An 18,407-nucleotide genomic window follows, 5' to 3' on the forward strand; every position below is an offset into this window, starting at 1 on the left:
GGGTGCTGTATGCGGTAGCTCAGGTGCACTAGCGGTAAAGCGCGTCATACCTTGTTGCCCGCGCTCGGTTGATTGAGATTTTGACGCTGCGTCTAACGAAGCCAAGTTGCAAAATCTTGCTTGCTCAGATGTGGTGGAACGGTGCGGTAAGGCATGCGTAGAGCATTGGTGCTGCGTGCTTGCTGCGTGCTTGCTGCGGGGCCCTTACCCGCCCACCATCGCGGGACACGCTGCAAGTACGTCCTTGTAAGCTCTTACGCGGCATCCATGCCACGTAAGGTCCCGCGACGGTGGGCGGGCAAGGACCGGTCGAGATGGTCGGTGTGCATGTCTTCAACAAAGCAACCGACCAACTTTCTGGTGCGGTGTTTTCGCCGATTGCGGGACCGTGTGGCGGCATGGATGCCGCCACCGAGCCTACACGGACGTACTTGCGGCGTGTCCCGCGAGCGGTGAGGGCACCGCGCCCTCGAATAACTCAGCTTTTGACTGTATCCAAACGCCTGTACGACTCAAATCCTTGGCCGCTTTTGCATCTTGTGTCTCGATGGATTAGACATTTCGGATAGATCAGATGCAAAGCGAGTGATGTGCAGCTTGGTTGCAGGGCCCTTGCCCGTTCACCGTCGCGGGACACGCTGCAAATACGCCCATGTAAGTTCTTCTGCGGCATCAATGCCGCATAAATTCCCGCGATGGTGAGCGGGCAAGGACCAGTCGAAATGGTCGGTGTGCGTAGCGCAAGCAATGCAGGACTTACTTCTGATTGGTCAGCTATCGTGTCGCTCTGCGACACGCACCACCAAGCCCATGCAACTTGCGAGACGCTCAGCTTTTAGCGGGCGACCGACCAACTTTCTGGTGCGGCGTTCTCGCCGCTTGCGGGACACTTATTGCGTGCGCGTGAGCCCGTGACGCTGCAACAACTGTTGCAGGCGGTCCTGCACCCGCTGCAGATCGGCGTCGGCGGCCTCGTCCAGAATGTCCTGCGCCAGTGCATCGAACTGCGGCCAGAACTGGCTGGGGTCGCGCACCCGCTGCGGCCAGACCGACAGCATCTTGCCTAGCTCGGAAAGCTGATGATTGGTGTGGGTGCGTGTGTGCAGGCTCATGTCGCGTCTCCCGGCCAGTCCAGAGCCACAGCGTGGACCGCACCGTCGTCGATGAGAGTGAAAGCAAGCTCGGCCTGCAGCACGCCATCAATCTCCAGCCGTGCCGCGCCACCTGGGCGTTGGGTGACATCGATGACGTAGGTGCTGGCGCCGAAGCGATACCGCAGCTGGTAGCCCGGCCAGCCGGCCGGGATGCACGGCACGATGTGCATGCGTTCGCCATGCCGTTGCAGGCCGAGCAGCGATTCGGTCAGCAGCCGGTACATCCAGCCTGCCGCGCCGGTATACCAGCTCCAGCCACCGCGGCCGGCGTGCGGCGCCACCGCGTAGACATCGGCGGCCAGCACATACGGTTCGGCCTTGTAGCGTTGCACCGCCGCTGCATCGCGGGCATGGTGGATCGGGTTGATCATGCCGGCCAGTTGCCAGGCCCGCGCGCTGTCGCCCAGATGCGCGAAGGCCATCGTCGCCCACACCGCTGCATGGGTGTACTGGCCGCCGTTCTCGCGCACGCCGGGGACGTAGCCACGGATATAACCGGGGTCGTGTTCGGTGCGATCGAACGGCGGCATCAGCAGCTTGACGATGCCGGCGTCGGTGTCGACCAGATGCTGGTGCATCGCGTCCATCGCTTGCACACTGCGCGCCGGGTCCATCGCGCCGGATAGCACCGCCCAGCTCTGCGACAACGAATCGATACGGCATTCGTCCGAGTCACTTGCGCCCAGCGGGGTGCCATCGTCGAACCACGCACGCCGGTACCAGCCACCATCCCAGGCGTGCTGCTCCAGCGATGCGCGCAGAGCTTGTGCATGTGTGCGACAGGTCGCGGCGAATGCCGCATCGTCGCGCTGCGCGGCCACGTCTGCGAAACGCAGCAGCGTGTCGTAGAGGAAAAAGCCCAGCCACACGCTCTCGCCCTTGCCGTCCTTGCCGACCCGGTTCATGCCGTCGTTCCAATCGCCGCTGCCGATCAGCGGCAGGCCGCGTTCGCCCAGCCGGGTCATGCCACGTTGCAGGGCGAGCACGCTATGCGCATACAGCGACTGCATGTTGCCGGTGAGCTGGGGCAGGTCGTAATACGATTCTTCGTCGGGCTTGAGTTCGCGCCCGTCGATGAAACCCACGCGCTCGTCCAGCACGCTGGTATCGGCGGTGGTGTCCAGATAGCGGCACAGCGCCTGTGGCAACCACAGAAAATCGTCCGAACACTGGGTGCGCACCCCCCGGTTCTGCGGCGGGTGCCACCAATGCTGCACATCGCCCTGTACGAACTGATGCGCGGCGCAGCGCAGCAGATGCGCGCGGGTGAGGGCCGGCTGCGCGTGCACCATCGCCATGCTGTCCTGCAACTGATCGCGGAAGCCGAACGCGCCACCGGACTGGTAGTAGCCGCTGCGTGCCAGGAAGCGGCAGGCGATGGTCTGGTAGAGCAGCCAGCCATTGGCCAGCAGATCCACCGCCGCATCGGGCGTGCTCACCTGCACGGTGCCCAGAATCTGCTGCCAGTGCGCACGCACCGCCAGCAACGCGGTGTGCGCGGTGGCCACGCCACGGCTTTGACGTGCCAGCGTCACTGCGCTGGCGCGATCGGCGGCCGCACCAAGGCGGAACACCGTTTCGAAGGTCTGTTCGGCCGCCAGCGTCACCGGAATCTGGATCGCCGCGCACGGGTCCAGGCCGGCACCCACGCGCCCGGACAAGCGCTGCCGAGTGAGCGCGGCGGGTGCGGCCAGGCTGCCGTTGCGCCCGAGGAATTCGCTGCGGTCGGCGGTAATGCTGCGGCTGGGCGCATCGGCATCGAAGAACGCCACGCGCCCGTCGAACTCGGTGTTGTACGGGTTGCGCGCGGTCAGCACGCTGCTGCCCAGATCCACCTCGCTGACCACATGCAGTTGCGAGCGTGCGCGGATGTCGCCGAGCACCCATTCCACATACCCGGTGACGCTGAGCCGGCGCGGGCGCCCGGACAGATTCTTCAGCCGTAGATGGCTGAACTTGATCGGCCGCTCCACATCGACGAACACCCACAGCTCGCTGCCGATACCGTGTTCGATATGGCTGTAGACGCTATAGCCGAAGCCGTGGCGCACGGTATAGCGACCGTTGCCGCGGCATGGCAGTGCCATCGGCGACCACACCTCGCCGGTGTCATCGTCGCGCAGATAGAACGCTTCGCTGGAGGCATCGCCGACCGGGTCGTTATGCCACGGCGTGAGCCGGAATTCGTGCGCGTTCTCGGCCCAGCTGTAACCGGGGCTGCTGTCGCTGACCACGCTGCCGAACTGCGCATTGGCCATCACGTTGCACCACGGCGCCGGCGTGGCGGTGCCTTCGTCCAGGGTGATGCGGTATTCGCGGCCGTCGGCGGCGAATGCGCCCAGGCCGTTGTCGAACAGCACCGCTTCTTCGGCTGCGGCCTGCAGGGTGTGGTCCAGGTAAGCGGCGTGGGTGCTGGCCAACGCGTCGGCGCTGTCCAGTTGCTGGATCGGCTCCAGCAGCGGCGGGTGCGCACGTGCGCTGGGGTGGCGCTGCAGTTGCGCGTCCAGGGTACCGTTGGCATCGCTCAGGATCGCGCGTGCCACGGTCTGCAACAGCACGCGGTCTTCCTGCGAAATGTGTTCGATGGCGCGCACGAAAATACCGCCGGGGCGGTCGAGCACATTGGCTTCGGGATCGGCAGCGATCAGGCCCAGGATGGCGTCCTGCAACTGCTGGCGATAGCCGGCCTGGCTTTCGTTCCAGATCACCAGGTCCGCACGCAGGCCTTTCAGGCGCCAGTACGCATGCGCCTGCACCAGCTGGCGCGCCAGTTCGAGATTGTCCGGGTCGGTGATGCGCAACAGCACGATCGGCAGATCGCCGGAGATGGCGTGACTCCACAGCGCCGACTGGCCGCGGTGGTTGTGCAGCAGTACCTCGTTGTCGGCGCGCAGTTGCGGGTCGACGAACAGCACGCGCGCGGCCAGCCGCTCGTAGAGCATCGCATCGGCCAACGAAGCATTGATCTGCCGGCGCGTGACCTGACTCTGGGTCAGTGCCAGATCGAACACCCGGTCGGCCAGACGGCGGTCGCGGTACTTGTCGATCAACGCGGTGCAGGCGGTGCGTTGGGTGCCCACGCCGTAGACCATGTCGACCTGCGCTTGCTGATCGGGCGCCAGCGAAATACGGCAGCGGATCGCCACGATCGGGTCCAGCACCGAGCCGGCCGCGCCCGACAGCGCGGTCTGTTCGCTCAGGGCCGCCGGATTGCGGGTGCTGCGTCCCCGCCCGATGAACGCGGCGCGGTCGGTCTCGTAGGAGATCGTCGCCACATCGGCGTCGTGCACCGCCACCAGATGCAGCATCCACGGCTGCGCCTCGTCGTGCCCGCGCGGTCGGCGTGTGCACAGCAGGGCCTGTCGGTCGGCCAGGATCTCGGTCTGCACGAACAGGTTGCTGAAAGCCGGATGCGCCTCATCGGAGGCGGCCGGCGCCAGCACCACTTCGGCGTAGGTGGTGATCTCGATGACCCGCGTCTGCCGCGAGCGGTTGCGGATGCGCAAGCGGCGCAGTTCCACATCGTCCTCGGCGGAGATGGCGATTTCCAGATGGCTGTCGTACCGCTGGTGGCTGCCCTTGAACTCGGCCTTTGCATCGGAAAAGATCGCTTCGTAGCGCTCTACCGGCACGCAGGTCGGCTGGTGCGCGGCCGACCACACCGCGCCGCTGTCCACATCGCGCAGATAGCAGAACGTGCCCCAGTGATCGCGGGTGCCGTCCTCGCGCCAGCGGGTGACTGCCATGTCGCGTGCACGGCTGTAGCCACCGCCGGCGGAGGTCAACATGCCGTGGTAACGCCCGTTGGAGAGCAGTTGCAACGCCGGCTGCGCCAGGTTGGGATCGCGATGGATACGCAGCGCCATGCCCGCCTCGGTGGCGACCGGGCGTTCGGCTGCTTCGACCAGGCCTTTGACGTAGACGCCGGCACGCGGTGCGCGCTCCTGCAACAGCAACAACGTGGCCTGGAATTGCGGATCGGCGACAAAGCGTTGTTGCATCGGCGCATCGCGCAACACGTGATCCAGCGCCAGCAGCGCCATGCCCTGGTGATGCGACATGAACGAGCGCACCACGGCGTGTTGTTCGCCACGCGGCACCCGCGAGGGCGTGTAATCGATCGCCTCGTACAGACCGAAGCGGCCGCCGAAGCCCAGCGCCTGCAGTTGCTGCAGATTGCGGCAGGCCGCATCCGGTTCGACCATCAACGCCATCGCGCTGGCATAGGGCGCGATCACCAGATCCTGGCCCAGCCCGCGCTTGAGCCCCAGCCCGGGGACGCCGAACGCGCGGTATTGATAATTGCGCCGCGTATCGACCGTGTTGTAGCCCGATTCGGACACGCCCCACGGCACATCGCGCGCCGCGCCGTAGCGGATCTGCGCCTGCACCGCGCCGCGCATCGAGCGGCTCAGCAGCGTCTGCGGGTAGCTGGGCATCACCAGGTCGGGCATCAGGTACTCGAACATCGAGCCGCTCCACGACAACAGCGTCGGCTCGGCGCCGGTATCGGTCAGCGTGCGCCCAAGCGCGAACCAGCTGTCCTGCGGCAGCTTGCCCTGGGCGATCGCCACGAAGAGCCCTAAGCGCGCCTCCGAGGCCAGCAGGTCGTAATGGCCGCTATCCAGGCGGCGGTCGTCCACGTTGTAGCCGATCGACAACAACTGCTGGGCACGGTTGTAGAGAAAGCCGTAGTCCATCTGCGCCAGTTGCCCGGCGATATGCGCAAGCCGTTGCAGCTCCTGTACGCGCGTGGCGGCCCAGGTCTGCACCTGCGTCGGCTGGTCGCCGTCGGCCAGTTGCCGCAACGTGGCGATCGCCTGGGAGGCTTCTTCCGCTGTGTGTGGAGAGGGGCTGGCGAGTGCCGGCGCGCACTGGCTCACCTCGTCCAACGTCGCCTTGCAACAGTCCACCAGGCGCTGCGGCCAGGGCTCTTCGTCATCGCCCGTGCTCGGCATCGCCGCCAGAAGCGATTGGCTCTGTGCCAACAACAGCCGCAGGGCGGCATCGGCCTGGTGCAGGGTCGGCGTGGGCTGGTTGCGGATCGCCTGCACGCGCTGCGTCATCGCGCGCAGTGCAGCGGTGGCATCGTCGCTGCGCGGCGTCGCTTGCATGCTCAGCACGCCAAGCGTGTCGGCCAGCCCGTCGAACACCGCCATCGACACCGCCGGCGCATCCACCAGCGCCAGCAGCCCTTGCCGCAGCGTCAGCAGATGCCCGACCAGGTTGCCGCTATCGACGGTGGAGACATAGCGCGGTAGTAGCGGCGCCAGCGTTTCGGTGTCGTACCAGTTGTAGAAATGGCCGCGGTGACGCGGTAGCGATTCCAGCGTGGTCAGCGTGTCGGCCACGCGGGTCATCACGCCGGCTACGGTCAGGTAGCCCAGATCGTAGGCGGCCAGGTTGGCCAGCAACCCCAGCCCGATGTTGGTCGGCGAGGTGCGGTTGGCCACCACCGTGACCGGGTATTCCTGCACGTTGTCCGGCGGCAGCCAATGGTGCTGCGCGGTGCTATGGCTCTCGAAGAACGCCCAGGTACGCCGCGATAATCCGCCGAGGAAATCGCGCTGCTCCTGCGACAACTGCGCCACCGGCGCGGCGGGCTGTTCGCCCAGCCAGGCCATCAGCCAGGGCGCACCCAACCACGCCAGCCCCAGCGGCAGCGCCGCCCACAAGGCCGACGGCGACCACCACGCCACCGCCGCAACCACCAGCGCCGCACTGCAGGCGGCGCCGGCCATCAGGGGGTGTTCGGCATTGCCGCTGCGCGCGCTGCGTTCCACTTCGCTGGATGGCGCCCACTGCAACAGATGGCGATGGGTGATCGTCATCCGCAGTAGCGTGCGGGCGATGGCCGCCAGCTGCAGCCCTGCCTCGAACGGCAGGCAGGCCAGCACCACACCGGTGCGCAGCAGATGCTGGCGCAGCCCCACCCCCACCTGGCGCGCGTGATGACGCAGCCCCAGGCCTTCGGGTGGATGTGCCAGCGCATACAGCGCCGAACACAGCCCCGGCAGCAGCCACAGCACCAACAGCCAGAGCGTCCAACGCAGCGGTGTAGGCGAGCACAGCCAGCCGATCAGCAACAAGCCGAAAGCGGCCGGTGCCACCAGGCTGCGGCGCAGGTTGTCCAGCAGCTTGCCGCGCGACAACCACGACAGCGGATTGCGCGCGCGCCGGCCACCCCGGTCGGGCACCCAAGGCAGCAGCCACGGCAAGAGCTGCCAGTCGCCACGCACCCAGCGCGCGCGGCGCTTGGCATCGGTGGCATAGCGCTGCGGATGACGCTCGTACAGGCGCACGTCGCTGAGCAAACCGGCGCGTACATAGCAGCCTTCCAGCAGGTCGTGGCTGAGCACGCGGTTGTCGGGGAAGCGGCCGGCCAGCACTTGCTCGAAGGTGGCCACGGCATAGATGCCCTTGCCGATGAAGGAGCCTTCGCCGAACAGGTCCTGATACACGTCCGACACCACGCGCGTGTACGGGTCGATGCCCGGCTCGATGCCGAACATGCGTGCAAAGCGCGATTCGCCGCCCTCGCTCATGCCGGTGCCCAAGCCAGGCTGCAGGATGCCGTAACCGGCTTCGATGATCTGCCCGGACGCATCCATGCGCGGCACATTCAACGGATGCGACATCGCGCCGACCAATGCGCGCGCTGCATCCCGAGGCAGGTGGGTGTCGCTATCGAGCGTGATCACATAACGCACCTGCACCAGCGCGGCGACATCGCCTTGCACCTGCAGGAAGTCGTTGGCTGCCTGCAGCGGCGCATCTTCCGCGCAGAGCAGGCGGTTGAGTGCTTCCAGCTTGCCGCGCTTGCGCTCTGCGCCCATCCAGCAGCCCTCGTGGGCGTTCCACTCGCGTGCGCGATGCAGCAGGAAGAACCGATCGACATGCGCGTCGGCATACGCCGCGTTGAGCCGATCGATGTGTTGCGTCGCATGCGCCACCAGCGCCATGTCGGCAGGTAACAAGGCCTGCGCGGCATCGAGAAAATCGGTGAGCAGCGCGAAGTACAGCTGCTCGTCGCGGTTGGCCAGGTAATGCACCTCCAATGCGCCGACCAGCTCATCGATGGCATCGGCACTGGCCAGCATGCTCGGCATCACCACCAGCGTGCGGCAATCCGGTGGAATGCCCAGGCGGAGGTCCATGCGCGGCAACGGATGCGGGCGTACCCACAGCGTCGCCACCCAATTGACCAAGGCAATACCCAACTCGCTGGCGGCCAGTAGTGCGAGACCGGCGGTGGTCCACCACAGCGCCGCTGGCAGTGCGCTCACGCCCTGCAGCAAGAGGCCGGTCCATAGCAGGGCGATCAATGCGATCGGCAACAGATACACCGGCAGCGCAACGCGGCGTGCGCGCCGCCCGCGCGGCAATGGCGTCGGGCGCGCGGACGTGGATGGCGCGCGCAGCGCGGCACGCAACGTCGGCAGCCCCGCATCCACCAGGTAATAGCCCACATGGGCGGTCACCGGCGCGTCGGCGCTGGCCTGCGCGGCCAGCTGTACTACCGTCTGCGCCACCGCCGGTTCGTCGCAGTGCATGCGCTGGGCCAGGTGCTCCACCACATGCCGGTAGGCATCGCGGGTCTGAAAATCCATGCGCGCATAGACATCGGCCGGGTCGCTGCGCAGGTGCTGCTCCACCACACTCATGCTTTCGACGAATTCGCGCCAATCCATTTCATCCAGAAACCGCAGGCTGCCGATACTGTTGCTGATCGCCACCTGTTCGGCCGCCTGGCGTTGGCTTTCGGCATGCACCAGCCCCTCCACGCTCTGGCCTTCGCTGGCCAGCCATTGCTCCACCCAGGCACTGGCCATCGACAGCACCGGGCCGCGGCCCTGGATGCCGCGCGTCAACTCAGCGACGAACGCGCCAGTGGCCGGCGGTTGCGAGCGCGCCAGATCGGCCACCACCACCACCACATCCTTGGGCTGGGAGGCGGCAGTGGCGTTGAGCAAGGCCGCCCAGTCCGCGGCGAGGGCGTTGTCACGCCCGTCGTGCATGATGCCGTCGGCAATGCGGCGCACGTTGTCGAGCAATGCCAGCCGCAGCACGATTGGAATCGCCCACAGCTCGCCGAGTTTGAGCGGTGCCACCTGTTGATAGGCCGCAATGAAACGGCTCAGCGTGATCGCATCCACACGCCCGTCGCCATGCGCGACGACCTGCAGGCCCAACTCGTAGACCCGCGGCAGGCCGATTGCGGTGGCGGTGCGCAGACGCGGCAGTTGCCGGCTGTAGCCGGGCGGAAGATGCAGCCGCGCCAGGCGCATCTGCTCTTCGATCAGATAATAGTTGTCCAGCAACCACTCGCCGGCAGGATGCAATCGCACGCCATCGGCTGCCATCTCGGTCAGGCGCGATGCTGCACCGTCGAGCGCGCGTTGGTTGAACTTGAGCCCCGACAACAACAGCTCGCGTGCCGGCCCGGTGTAGAGCGCGTGCGAGGTTGCCAGCGCACGCGCCAGCGTTTCCATCTGCTCGTCGCCGAGCAAGGTAACGCCCGGTGCGACCGCATCACGGACCGGATGCGCTTGTAGTGATCGTGCTGGTTGGGTAATCGATTGCCACCAGAGAGAGAACGCAGACGCTTTCCGCTTTGGCGGCATGGAGACATTGCCTGTGCAGCATAAGTGCCGCTAGAGCCACGATCATGCGCGCTCGCGTTAGGCGACATGTGAAGGGGGATGCATGTGCAACGCGCGATGCCACGTGATGTCGGCGATCGATGTCGGCGCATGCGGCGCATGGCATCGTCGAATGCAGACGTGCAGCATGCGATCAAGCCAACGCGACAGTTGTGGGTGCGTGTGCATTTAGATTGGCAAATAAAACGTAGCGAGCAGTTACCAGATGGATGTGGACGGGGCGCTCATAACCGGCGTGTACGCGTGGTCCATGCCGCACCGAGCACAGGCCGCGCCTGCCTGGCGGTGCGCACAGTTACTTTGTTAGCTGCTCTTGGAGCGATGGATTGACTGCACCCACGATGGATCGAAGGCGTAGCAGCGACCAGCATGATTCGCTTGCTGCGCCGGGCATTCTGCAATCGGTGTGAGCACACGCCGCCAATGCGGCACGCTGTGCTTGCTGCCTGTGTCATCGTGCAGGCGTGCGGCATCTTCCTTTCTGCGTTCACAAGGCGTCACCCATGTTCCACACAACACACCGGTGGGTGCTGTGCCTGCTGCTGAGCAGTTTGAGCCTGCATGGCAATGCCGCGCCATCGCAATCGTCCATGAGCGTTGCCGGGTTGGAACAGCCGGCGCAGATTCGCGTCGATCGTTGGGGCGTGGCGCACATCTACGCCCGCACCGATAGCGACGCGTTCTTTGTGCAGGGATTCAACGTCGCGCGCGACCGCCTGTTTCAGCTCGACCTGCTGCGTCGCAAAGGGCTGGGCCAGCTTGCCGATGCCTTCGGGCCGGCCTATGTCGAACAGGACCGCGCCTCGCGGCTGTTTCTGTATCGCGGCGACATGCACGCCGAATGGGCCAGCTACGGCCCCGATGCACAGCGCGACGTCAGCCGATTCGTTGCCGGCATCAATGCCTACATCGCCTGGCTGGATGCGCATCCACAGGCGCTGCCGTACGAATTCCGCGCCTTCGCTTATCGACCGCAGACATGGTCGCCAGAAGACGTGCTGCGCATCCGCACCACCGGTTTGAGCCGCAACGTCAAAAGCGAGGTCGCCCGCGCCAAGGTCGCTTGCAAGGCTGCGCTAAGCGTCGACGCGATCCGGCTGAAACTGCAGCCGGCCTGGACCACGAAGGTGCCCGAAGGACTGGATCCCTGCCTTCCGGACGCGGTGTTGAAGGTCTACGAGCTGGCCACGCAAAGCCCCAGGCTGAGCGCCGATACCCACCCGCGCAGCGCCATCGCAGACACCGCAGCGCTACGCCCGGAAGAAGAGGCCGCTGCAGAAGGCAGCAACAATTGGGTGATTGCCCCGCACAAATCGGCCACCGGTCATGCGGTGCTGGCGGACGATCCGCACCGCGCGTACACCGTGCCCAGCCTGCGTTACTTCGTGCATCTCAACAGCCCTGGGCTGGACATCATCGGCGCCGGCGAGCCCACCGCGCCGGGCATCGCGATCGGCCACAACCGCAGCAGCGCTTTCGGCCTGACCATCTTCAACATCGATCAGGAAGATCTCGATGTCTACCGTTTGAACCCGGCCGATCACACGTCGTATTGGTATCAGGGCCATTGGGAGCCGATGCACACGCAGCACGCGTCCATTGCAGTGCGCGATGCTGCGTCGGTGCCGGTGGAGCTGCAATTCACCCGGCATGGGCCGGTGATCTATGTCGATGCGGACAAGCACATCGCCTACGCCATTCGCTCGGTCTGGAGCCAACCCGGTGCGGCACCGTACCTGGGGTCGCTGCGTTATCTGCGCAGCGCATCGTTCGAGCAGTTTAAGGACGCGCTCGCACACTGGGGCGCGCCATCGGTGAATCAGGTCTATGCCGACGTGCACGGCACCATCGGTTGGGCGACGGCCGGCATGACCCCGCGCCGCGAACATTCGGATGGGTTGCTGCCGGTTCCCGGCGATGGCCGCTACGAGTGGAGCGGCTTCTGGAACAGCGATATCTTGCCCTCATCGAAGAACCCCGCTTCCGGCTTCATCACCACCTCCAACGAGATGAATCTGCCGGCCGGCGATCCATCCCTGGCACGCAAGATCGGCTTCGAATGGGCCAACGACGCGCGGCACGCGCGCATCACCCAGGTGCTCGCGCAGTTGCCCAAGGTGGCCCTGCAGGATTCGCAGCAGTTGCAGAACGACCAGGTGTCGTTGCTGGCACAGCGGCTGGTGGTCTTGCTCCAACCGCTGCACGCGCAGGACCCGGCGACCAACGCGGCATTGGCGCTGCTGCGACCGTGGAACGGCGAGGTCAGCGCAACCTCTGCCGCTGCCGCGCTGGAAGAAGTGTGGTTCAGCAGTTATCTCGGCGCGGCTTACAAAGCGCTGGTCCTGCGCCCGGTGGAGGCAGCCACCTTCGGCATGCCCGACGCCGCGGTGCTGATGGACGCGCTGGAGCATCCGGGCGTTGCGTTCGGGTCCAACCCTGCCGCACGCCGCGACCAGTTGCTGCTGGAGTCGCTGCGCAGCGCATACCAGTCATTGGTCGACCAGCAAGGGCCGGATCCGGCGCAATGGCAGTGGGGCAAGCTGCACACCAACAGCGTTACCCATGCGATGAGCGCCGCGCTCGGCAGCGAACGCGCACGGCTGGATGTCGGCCCATTCCCCAAGGGCGGCAGCCCTTACACGCCCAATCAATCCAGTTACGACCCCAAAGATTTCCGCCAGACTATCGGCCCGTCCGCACGTCTGATCATCGACCTTGGCGACTGGGACAATTCGCGTGCGGTGAACTACCCCGGCCAATCCGGCGACCCGGCCAGCCCGCATTACCGCGATCTGGCGCCACTATGGCTGCAGGGCAAATATTTCCCGTTGCTGTACACGCGTGCAGCGGTCGACGCGGCAACCGAGCAAGTGTTCGATCTGGTGCCGGCGCGCGCACCGGCAAGCAGAGCCCGGTAGCACGCCCAGGCAGGCAAGCGCGGCGTTCTCTACACCGGCGCGGCGTCTGGAAACAGACCACTCAGCGCAGAAAACCCAACGGCCACAGCCTGTATCAGGGGGTGCTCAGGATTTGCTCAAGCCATGCCTGCACCGCGGCGGTGTCGTCGATGTTGCCGGTGAACGCGATATCCGGCTTCTGTGGCACGTTGTCGTTGCGTGGCCGTCCGTCGCGCGTCATGTAAGGCACGGCGATACCGCCATTGCCGCTTGGGAGCATGGCCGTCATCGGCGAGCCGGTGCGCGCATCGACGAAGGTTTCGGTGCCCACCTGCAGCACGCCTGGAAACTGCTTCAGCTCGTCGACAAATCCGATGCAGGCGCTGCCACAGTCGTAGTCGGTGAGCACCAGCACGCGCGCGTGCACGGGGTTGATCGGCCGTCGTTTTGGCTTGGCGATTCGTTCTGCATTGGCAGGCGCATGTAGCAACTGGTCCCCACGCGCCATTGCCGCCAGGGAGAGCTTGTTGTCTTCATCGTAGGTAATGCCGTCCGGCGGTGCAGCTGCTGGCGCGTCTGCGCCAGGGCTGGCGGGGGAAAACGTCGAGGTGTCGACCGACTGTTTGGTGAGCCGATAGACGGCCGAAATCTTCAGCCGCTCTCTTGCGTAATAGTTGGTGTAGTCGTTGCCATAGAGCGCTCGCAGCACACCCATGAACCACTCATAAGGTCCGCCCACGTTGCCGCGGACGTCCAAGACGATTACCGACTTGTCGCGTAGCGATGGAGCCGTGCGGTACAACGCCTGGAATTGATCCGATTGCTGTCTGTTCGCCGGCGAAAAATTGCCAAGCCGGACCCATGCCCCGTTCGCACCGAATGGCGTGACAGCGACGTCCGTGCCGAGGTCGGGCTTGATCACCGACATCAGCTTCGTCAGGTCGCTTTGCGGCAGGGATTTCCAATCGAGGACGACGCTGCGCCCATCGATGGTGCAATGTTCCGGACGTTTGAGGAATGGGCTTTTCCGATACCGAAACATGATCGGCGCAGTGCGCGCATGCGTCGACTCCAACCCGGGGATGATGTTTTCCGGGATCATGTGCTCGTAGAGCGCAATGCGCTCTGACCATTGGCGCATCGGCTGTCCGTCGCAGGCGGTGATTTCCGAGCCATCTGCCACGCTTCCGTCCGAGCCGGCGACCAGGAAGCGGCCACCCTGGTACCTGGCAAGGAAGCCCGGCCATTGATACGTCTTTGCCTGCAGCTGCATCCACACATAGGCATGGGCGTCGTTGAAGGTCGAAAAGAAATGCGCGAGTGTTTGACGATAGCCTTCGAAGTTGGTGACGTGTTGGATATCGGCATCGGCCTGTTGACGCGCCTTGGCCATCGTGGCCTCAAATGCTGCAGGATCTGGATACACCGCCAGGATTGATTGGTTCTTGAACCATTGCAGTGAAAAGTCTACGTCTTTGTCAGCCATCGCTGCCCAGCCTTGCAGGGGCTTTTGCGGTGTGAGCGACGCTTGATCGGCGGCCAGGCAAGATGCAGCGGCCAGCAACGCTGTCGATAAGAGGCTGGCTAGCACTGCGCGTTGAACGCGACGTTGCCGTTGGGGAGTACGCGATGGCCCACCGATGGTGACGGTCATGTTTTGGTACCTGAACTGGAAAAGGTACACAGGCTTAAGCAATCGGCATGCCAAGCGCTGTGGCCGCACACCCTGAGGTTTTTCGATCTGCAGAAGTGTCCGCGGACGTCCGTTTCTCTGTTCGGTCGTCCACCGCGTTGGTCTTTGACGCGACACACGCTTCCAACAGAGGCTTGTACGCAACAAGCGCGGAATATCCGCGCTTGCTGGCAACTTGGGTTTAAACCCGCGCAGTGGACTCGCGCACGAAGTCTTCATAGGTGCGCAGCGGGCGGCCCAGGATCGCCTGCAAGTTTTCCACCGTGCCGTCTGCTGCCTGCATGCCGAATTTCTGGATGCCGGCCATCATCAGGCGCATGTCGTATGCCAGCCAGGAGGGGCCATACGCAGCCATCTGTGCTTCGAATGCCGCCACGTCGTCGCCGGCGTAGGCGATCTCGCGACCGAGTGCTGAACTCCAGGTCTTCGCGACGGAAGCGCCGGTCACGGCATGCGGGCCGACCAGCTCCAGCGTGACGCGCTCAAGTGCTGCAGGTGCGCGGTCGCGTCGCAGCAACTCGATCACCGCGATGTCTGCAATGTCGCGCGCATCGATCATGGCAATACCGGTCGCGCCGATCGGCATCGGATAGACGCCGTAGCCTTCGATGGTCTTCTGAATCATCGCCTCGTTCTGCATGAAGTACGCCGGACGCAGAATCGTCGCAGGAATATTCAGGCTTTCAATCATGCGCTCGACCGTGTGCTTGCCAGTAAAGTGCGGCACGTTGGTGAATTTGTCGGCATGGATCACCGACAAGTAAACGATGCGTTCGATGCCTGCTTCCTGGGCAAGATTCAATGCGATCAGCGCCTGCGTCACCTCGTCCGGTGTCACTGCATTCAACAGGAACAAGGTGCGTGCCGACGACAGTGCCGCGCGCATCGATGCAACGTCGGTGAGGTCTGCCACAACCTCGGTGACGCCGGCTGGAAAGGCGCGCTTGCCGGTCTGGCGCACCAGCGCGTGGACCTGTGCGCCGGCATCGGCCAGACCCTGGACGACGAGGGAACCGATGGTGCCGGTGGCACCGCTAACGAGAATGCTCATGTGAGTCTCCTGCTGTGGATGGATGGGTAGATGGGTGAGTTAGTGCGACATGTCCGCCACGACCTTGCCGGCTCGCGAAGCGGTGCGATTGCGTTCGATTGCTGAGGGGATCTCGGCGAAACCGACGACCTCGCCGACCTTGGATGTCAGCGCGCCGCTGGCCACTTGTGCGGCCAGGGTTTCCAGCAGCGCGACGTCCGGGGTGTTCATGAACCACAGGCCACGGCGGCCACGCGGTGTGCGGGCCAGGATGTCTGGCGAGGTGGTGCCGATGATCGCGCCGTGCGGCGCGAGCACTTGCCACGAGCGGTCCAGGACATCGCCGCCGACGTAGTCCAGCACCAGGTCGATGTCGCCAACGAGGTCTTCAAAGCGCTGCGATCGATAGTCGATGACCTGGTCCGCGCCGAGGCTGCGCACGTAGTCGATGTGCTCGGTGGATGCGCTTGCGAACACCTGCGCCCCTGCACGCTTGGCGTACTGCACCGCATAGCCGCCCAGCCCGCCTGCTGCGCCATGGATCAGGATCCGCTGGCCTGCCACGAGCGGGCCTGCGTGGTGCAGGCTCTTCCAGGCGGCCACCGCAGCAACCGGCATGGCAGCGGCATGCACATCGTCCAGGCCATCGGGAGTGCGTGCGAGTTTGGTCTGGTCTACCGCAATGAACTCGGCAAACGCGCCGAGCGCGCCCATCGCGCCCATGACCCGGTCACCGACCTGAAAGCGCGTGGCACCGGGCCCGACGGCCTCGACCACACCGGCCAGTTCGGCGCCCAGCACCGCCGGCAAGGGCAGCGTAAAGACCTCCCGCACCAAGCCTGCGCGGACTTTCCAGTCGATGCCGTTGATGCCGGCGGCGCGGATGCGCACCAGCACCTGGCCGGCTGCGGCGTGGGGTATTGCAATGGTGGCCACTTCGGCGGCATCGGCGCCGCCGTAGGCCCGGATGACGACTGCGCGTTGCGTGGTGCTCATGACAGTTGCTCGTCTGGCGTTGCGATGAGCAAACTGTATGGCGTTGCGTAAGTAATACGAAGACGCCAATATATAGACGCCTGGTTTCAAATATGGAACACCATGGATCTGAATGCACTGATCGATTTCGCGCTGGTCGCAGCGAACCAGGGCCTGGGAAAGGCCAGCCGTGCGAGTGGTCGGTCGAAGGCGACCCTGTCCCGTCGCATCGCCGAGCTCGAGGAGCAACTGGGGGTGCGCTTGGTCGAGCGCAGCGCCCGTGGCCTCCGGCTCACAGAGGCCGGACAGTTGCTGATGGAGCGCACCGAGGTCCCGCTGAGCGAGGTGGCCGAGGCCATGGCGGCTGCGCGCGAAGGGCTTTCAACGCCGCGCGGCCGCCTGCGTGTGGCGTCTCCGGTGCTGTTCTCGCAACTGGCGATGGGGCGTATCGGCGCAGAGTTCTGTGCGGCTTACCCGGAGATCACGCTGGAGGTGGTGGCAGAGGACCGCACGGTCGACCTGGTGGAAGAACAGTTCGATGTGGCCATCCGCATCAACCCCAGCCCGGACAGCAGCCTGGTCGGTCGCTGTTTTGCCAAAGATCGGCTGGTTGTGGTCGCAGCGCCGAGCATCGCCATGCCCACCAGCAGCGCGGTCGTGCCAATTGCCGCTGTCGTAATGTCGAGCTTCCAACCGACCACATGGGCTCTGGATGACGGGCGCCTGGTCCTGGAACCCATTCCACGGCTGAGGTTTTCCTCGTTCCTGATGGTCCGCGATGCGGCGCTTGCAGGCGGCGGCGTGGCGTTGATTCCGCAGTCGATCGCATGGAATCAACTCGCCCGCGGTGAGTTGGTGCAGTGGGGCACGATCTCCGGCGTGGAGCCGGCATTGTGGGTATTGCACACGTCCAGACGGTTGGCGGCACCCAAGGTGCGTGCCTTCGTGGACTTCATCTGCGACAGATATCCCGATGTATCGCTGGTGCTGAAGGGCTAGGGCGGCTGCATCTGGCTGCGCCGGCCAGTGTGTGCCGGCTGGCCGACGGAGCGTCCAGGCGAGAGGCGGACATCACCCCAACGTGGCGCCGCCGCGCTTCAAACACCACCACCGAAGCGTTCGATCAACAGATCGGTCAGGACACGAATCTTGCGCGCAGGATGCGCGGCCGGCGCCCGCACGACGTAAAGCCCGGCCTCGGGAGACGGGTACCTGGTCATGACCCGGACCAGCGCGCCGGAGGCAAGATGCTCGGCCACGAGAAAATCCGGCAGTGCCGCGATCCCGAGCCCGGCAAGCGCAGCGGCCGCGATCGCAGTGCCGTTGTCGGCCTTGAAGCGCCCGCGTGGATGGATCGTCACCAGCTTGTCGCCGTCCATGAACCGCCAGCTTTCCGTGCCTTGCAGCAGCGCCTCGTGCGTCAGCAGCGCCTGTGGCGTGTCAGGTTCGCCATGTTTGCGCAGGTACGCGGGAGTGGCCATCAAGCTACCGCGCATCGGCGCCACGCGGCGCGCGACCAGATTCGAATCGGCGAGATATCCCAACCGAATCGCACAGTCGAAACCGTCGGCGACGATGTCGATAAAGCGGTCGCTGTAGCAGGCATGGACCTGCAACGCCGGATGCCGGCTGGCCAGCTCGGCAAGCACCGGCGCCAAGTGGGTGGGGCCGAACGTCAGCGGCGCAGCGATACGCAGGCGGCCACGCAGATCGCCCGCGGGCAAGATGGTCTCGCGCGCCACGTCCATTTCGGCACACATCCGCGCGGCATGCTCGCGAAACGTCGCGCCTGCCTCGGTGACGGCAGCGCCCCGCGTGGTGCGTGCGAGCAGTTGGATCCCCAAAGCGTCCTCGAGCCGGATCAGACGGCGGCTAACGATGGACTTGGCAACGCCCAGGCGCCTGGCTGCTGGCGAGACCCCGCCCGCATCTGCCACCTCGACGAACGTCCGCAGGTCTTCGAACTCCATGGCGTCCCTGTTTCTGCGACACGGC

The 18,407-nt window shown here is 65.2% G+C and carries 8 protein-coding genes and 1 other RNA gene; 2 read left to right on the plus strand and 7 right to left on the minus strand.

The features are described 5' to 3' along the window. Window positions 1–890: 890 nt before the first annotated feature. From RQH86_RS21015 to RQH86_RS21025, 3 genes are all read right to left on the minus strand, one after another. Entirely contained in the window at window positions 891–1,112 is a 222-nt protein-coding gene (locus RQH86_RS21015) for a hypothetical protein (RefSeq protein ID WP_055852685.1), read from the minus strand. Further along, complete coding sequence (locus tag RQH86_RS21020; RefSeq protein WP_311238180.1) at window positions 1,109–9,646, minus strand: glucoamylase family protein; 8,538 nt, start codon at window positions 9,644–9,646, stop codon at window positions 1,109–1,111. Before RQH86_RS21020 ends, RQH86_RS21015 begins: the two co-directional genes overlap by 4 nt. Before the next feature lie 346 nt (window positions 9,647–9,992). After that, a non-coding RNA gene (locus RQH86_RS21025) (sX9 sRNA) lies at window positions 9,993–10,069 on the minus strand. A 251-nt stretch (window positions 10,070–10,320) separates the two neighbouring features. Between RQH86_RS21025 and RQH86_RS21030 the strand changes: the two genes are divergently transcribed. Continuing rightward, a complete protein-coding gene (locus tag RQH86_RS21030) occupies window positions 10,321–12,735 on the plus strand; it encodes a penicillin acylase family protein (RefSeq protein WP_311238147.1) in 2,415 nt (804 codons plus the stop codon). A gap of 94 nt (window positions 12,736–12,829) precedes the next feature. Here the strand turns inward: RQH86_RS21030 and RQH86_RS21035 are convergent, their stop codons facing one another. The 3 genes from RQH86_RS21035 to RQH86_RS21045 form a co-directional block, all read right to left on the minus strand. After that, window positions 12,830–14,368 (minus strand): S41 family peptidase, encoded by a 1,539-nt coding sequence (locus RQH86_RS21035; protein WP_311238146.1) that lies wholly within the window; start codon window positions 14,366–14,368, stop codon window positions 12,830–12,832. Between the two features lie 220 nt (window positions 14,369–14,588). Continuing rightward, complete coding sequence (locus tag RQH86_RS21040) at window positions 14,589–15,458, minus strand: NmrA/HSCARG family protein (protein ID WP_311238145.1); 870 nt, start codon at window positions 15,456–15,458, stop codon at window positions 14,589–14,591. 39 nt (window positions 15,459–15,497) lie between these two features. Beyond that, the gene (locus tag RQH86_RS21045) at window positions 15,498–16,433 is read right to left on the minus strand and encodes an NADP-dependent oxidoreductase (protein WP_311238144.1); all 936 of its coding nucleotides are present in this window, start codon (window positions 16,431–16,433) and stop codon (window positions 15,498–15,500) included. Between the two features lie 102 nt (window positions 16,434–16,535). Here RQH86_RS21045 and RQH86_RS21050 point away from each other — a divergent pair, with 102 nt between their 5' ends. Beyond that, the gene (locus RQH86_RS21050; protein ID WP_311238143.1) at window positions 16,536–17,411 is read left to right on the plus strand and encodes a LysR family transcriptional regulator; all 876 of its coding nucleotides are present in this window, start codon (window positions 16,536–16,538) and stop codon (window positions 17,409–17,411) included. Between the two features lie 98 nt (window positions 17,412–17,509). Here RQH86_RS21050 and RQH86_RS21055 read toward each other — a convergent pair whose 3' ends face one another. Further along, window positions 17,510–18,382, minus strand: a complete 873-nt coding sequence (locus RQH86_RS21055) for a LysR family transcriptional regulator (RefSeq protein WP_311238142.1) — start codon at window positions 18,380–18,382, stop codon at window positions 17,510–17,512. Window positions 18,383–18,407 lie beyond the last annotated feature (25 nt).

It is taken from the genome of Xanthomonas sp. WCS2018Noco2-27 (assembly GCF_031843525.1).
Taxonomy (GTDB): domain Bacteria; phylum Pseudomonadota; class Gammaproteobacteria; order Xanthomonadales; family Xanthomonadaceae; genus Xanthomonas.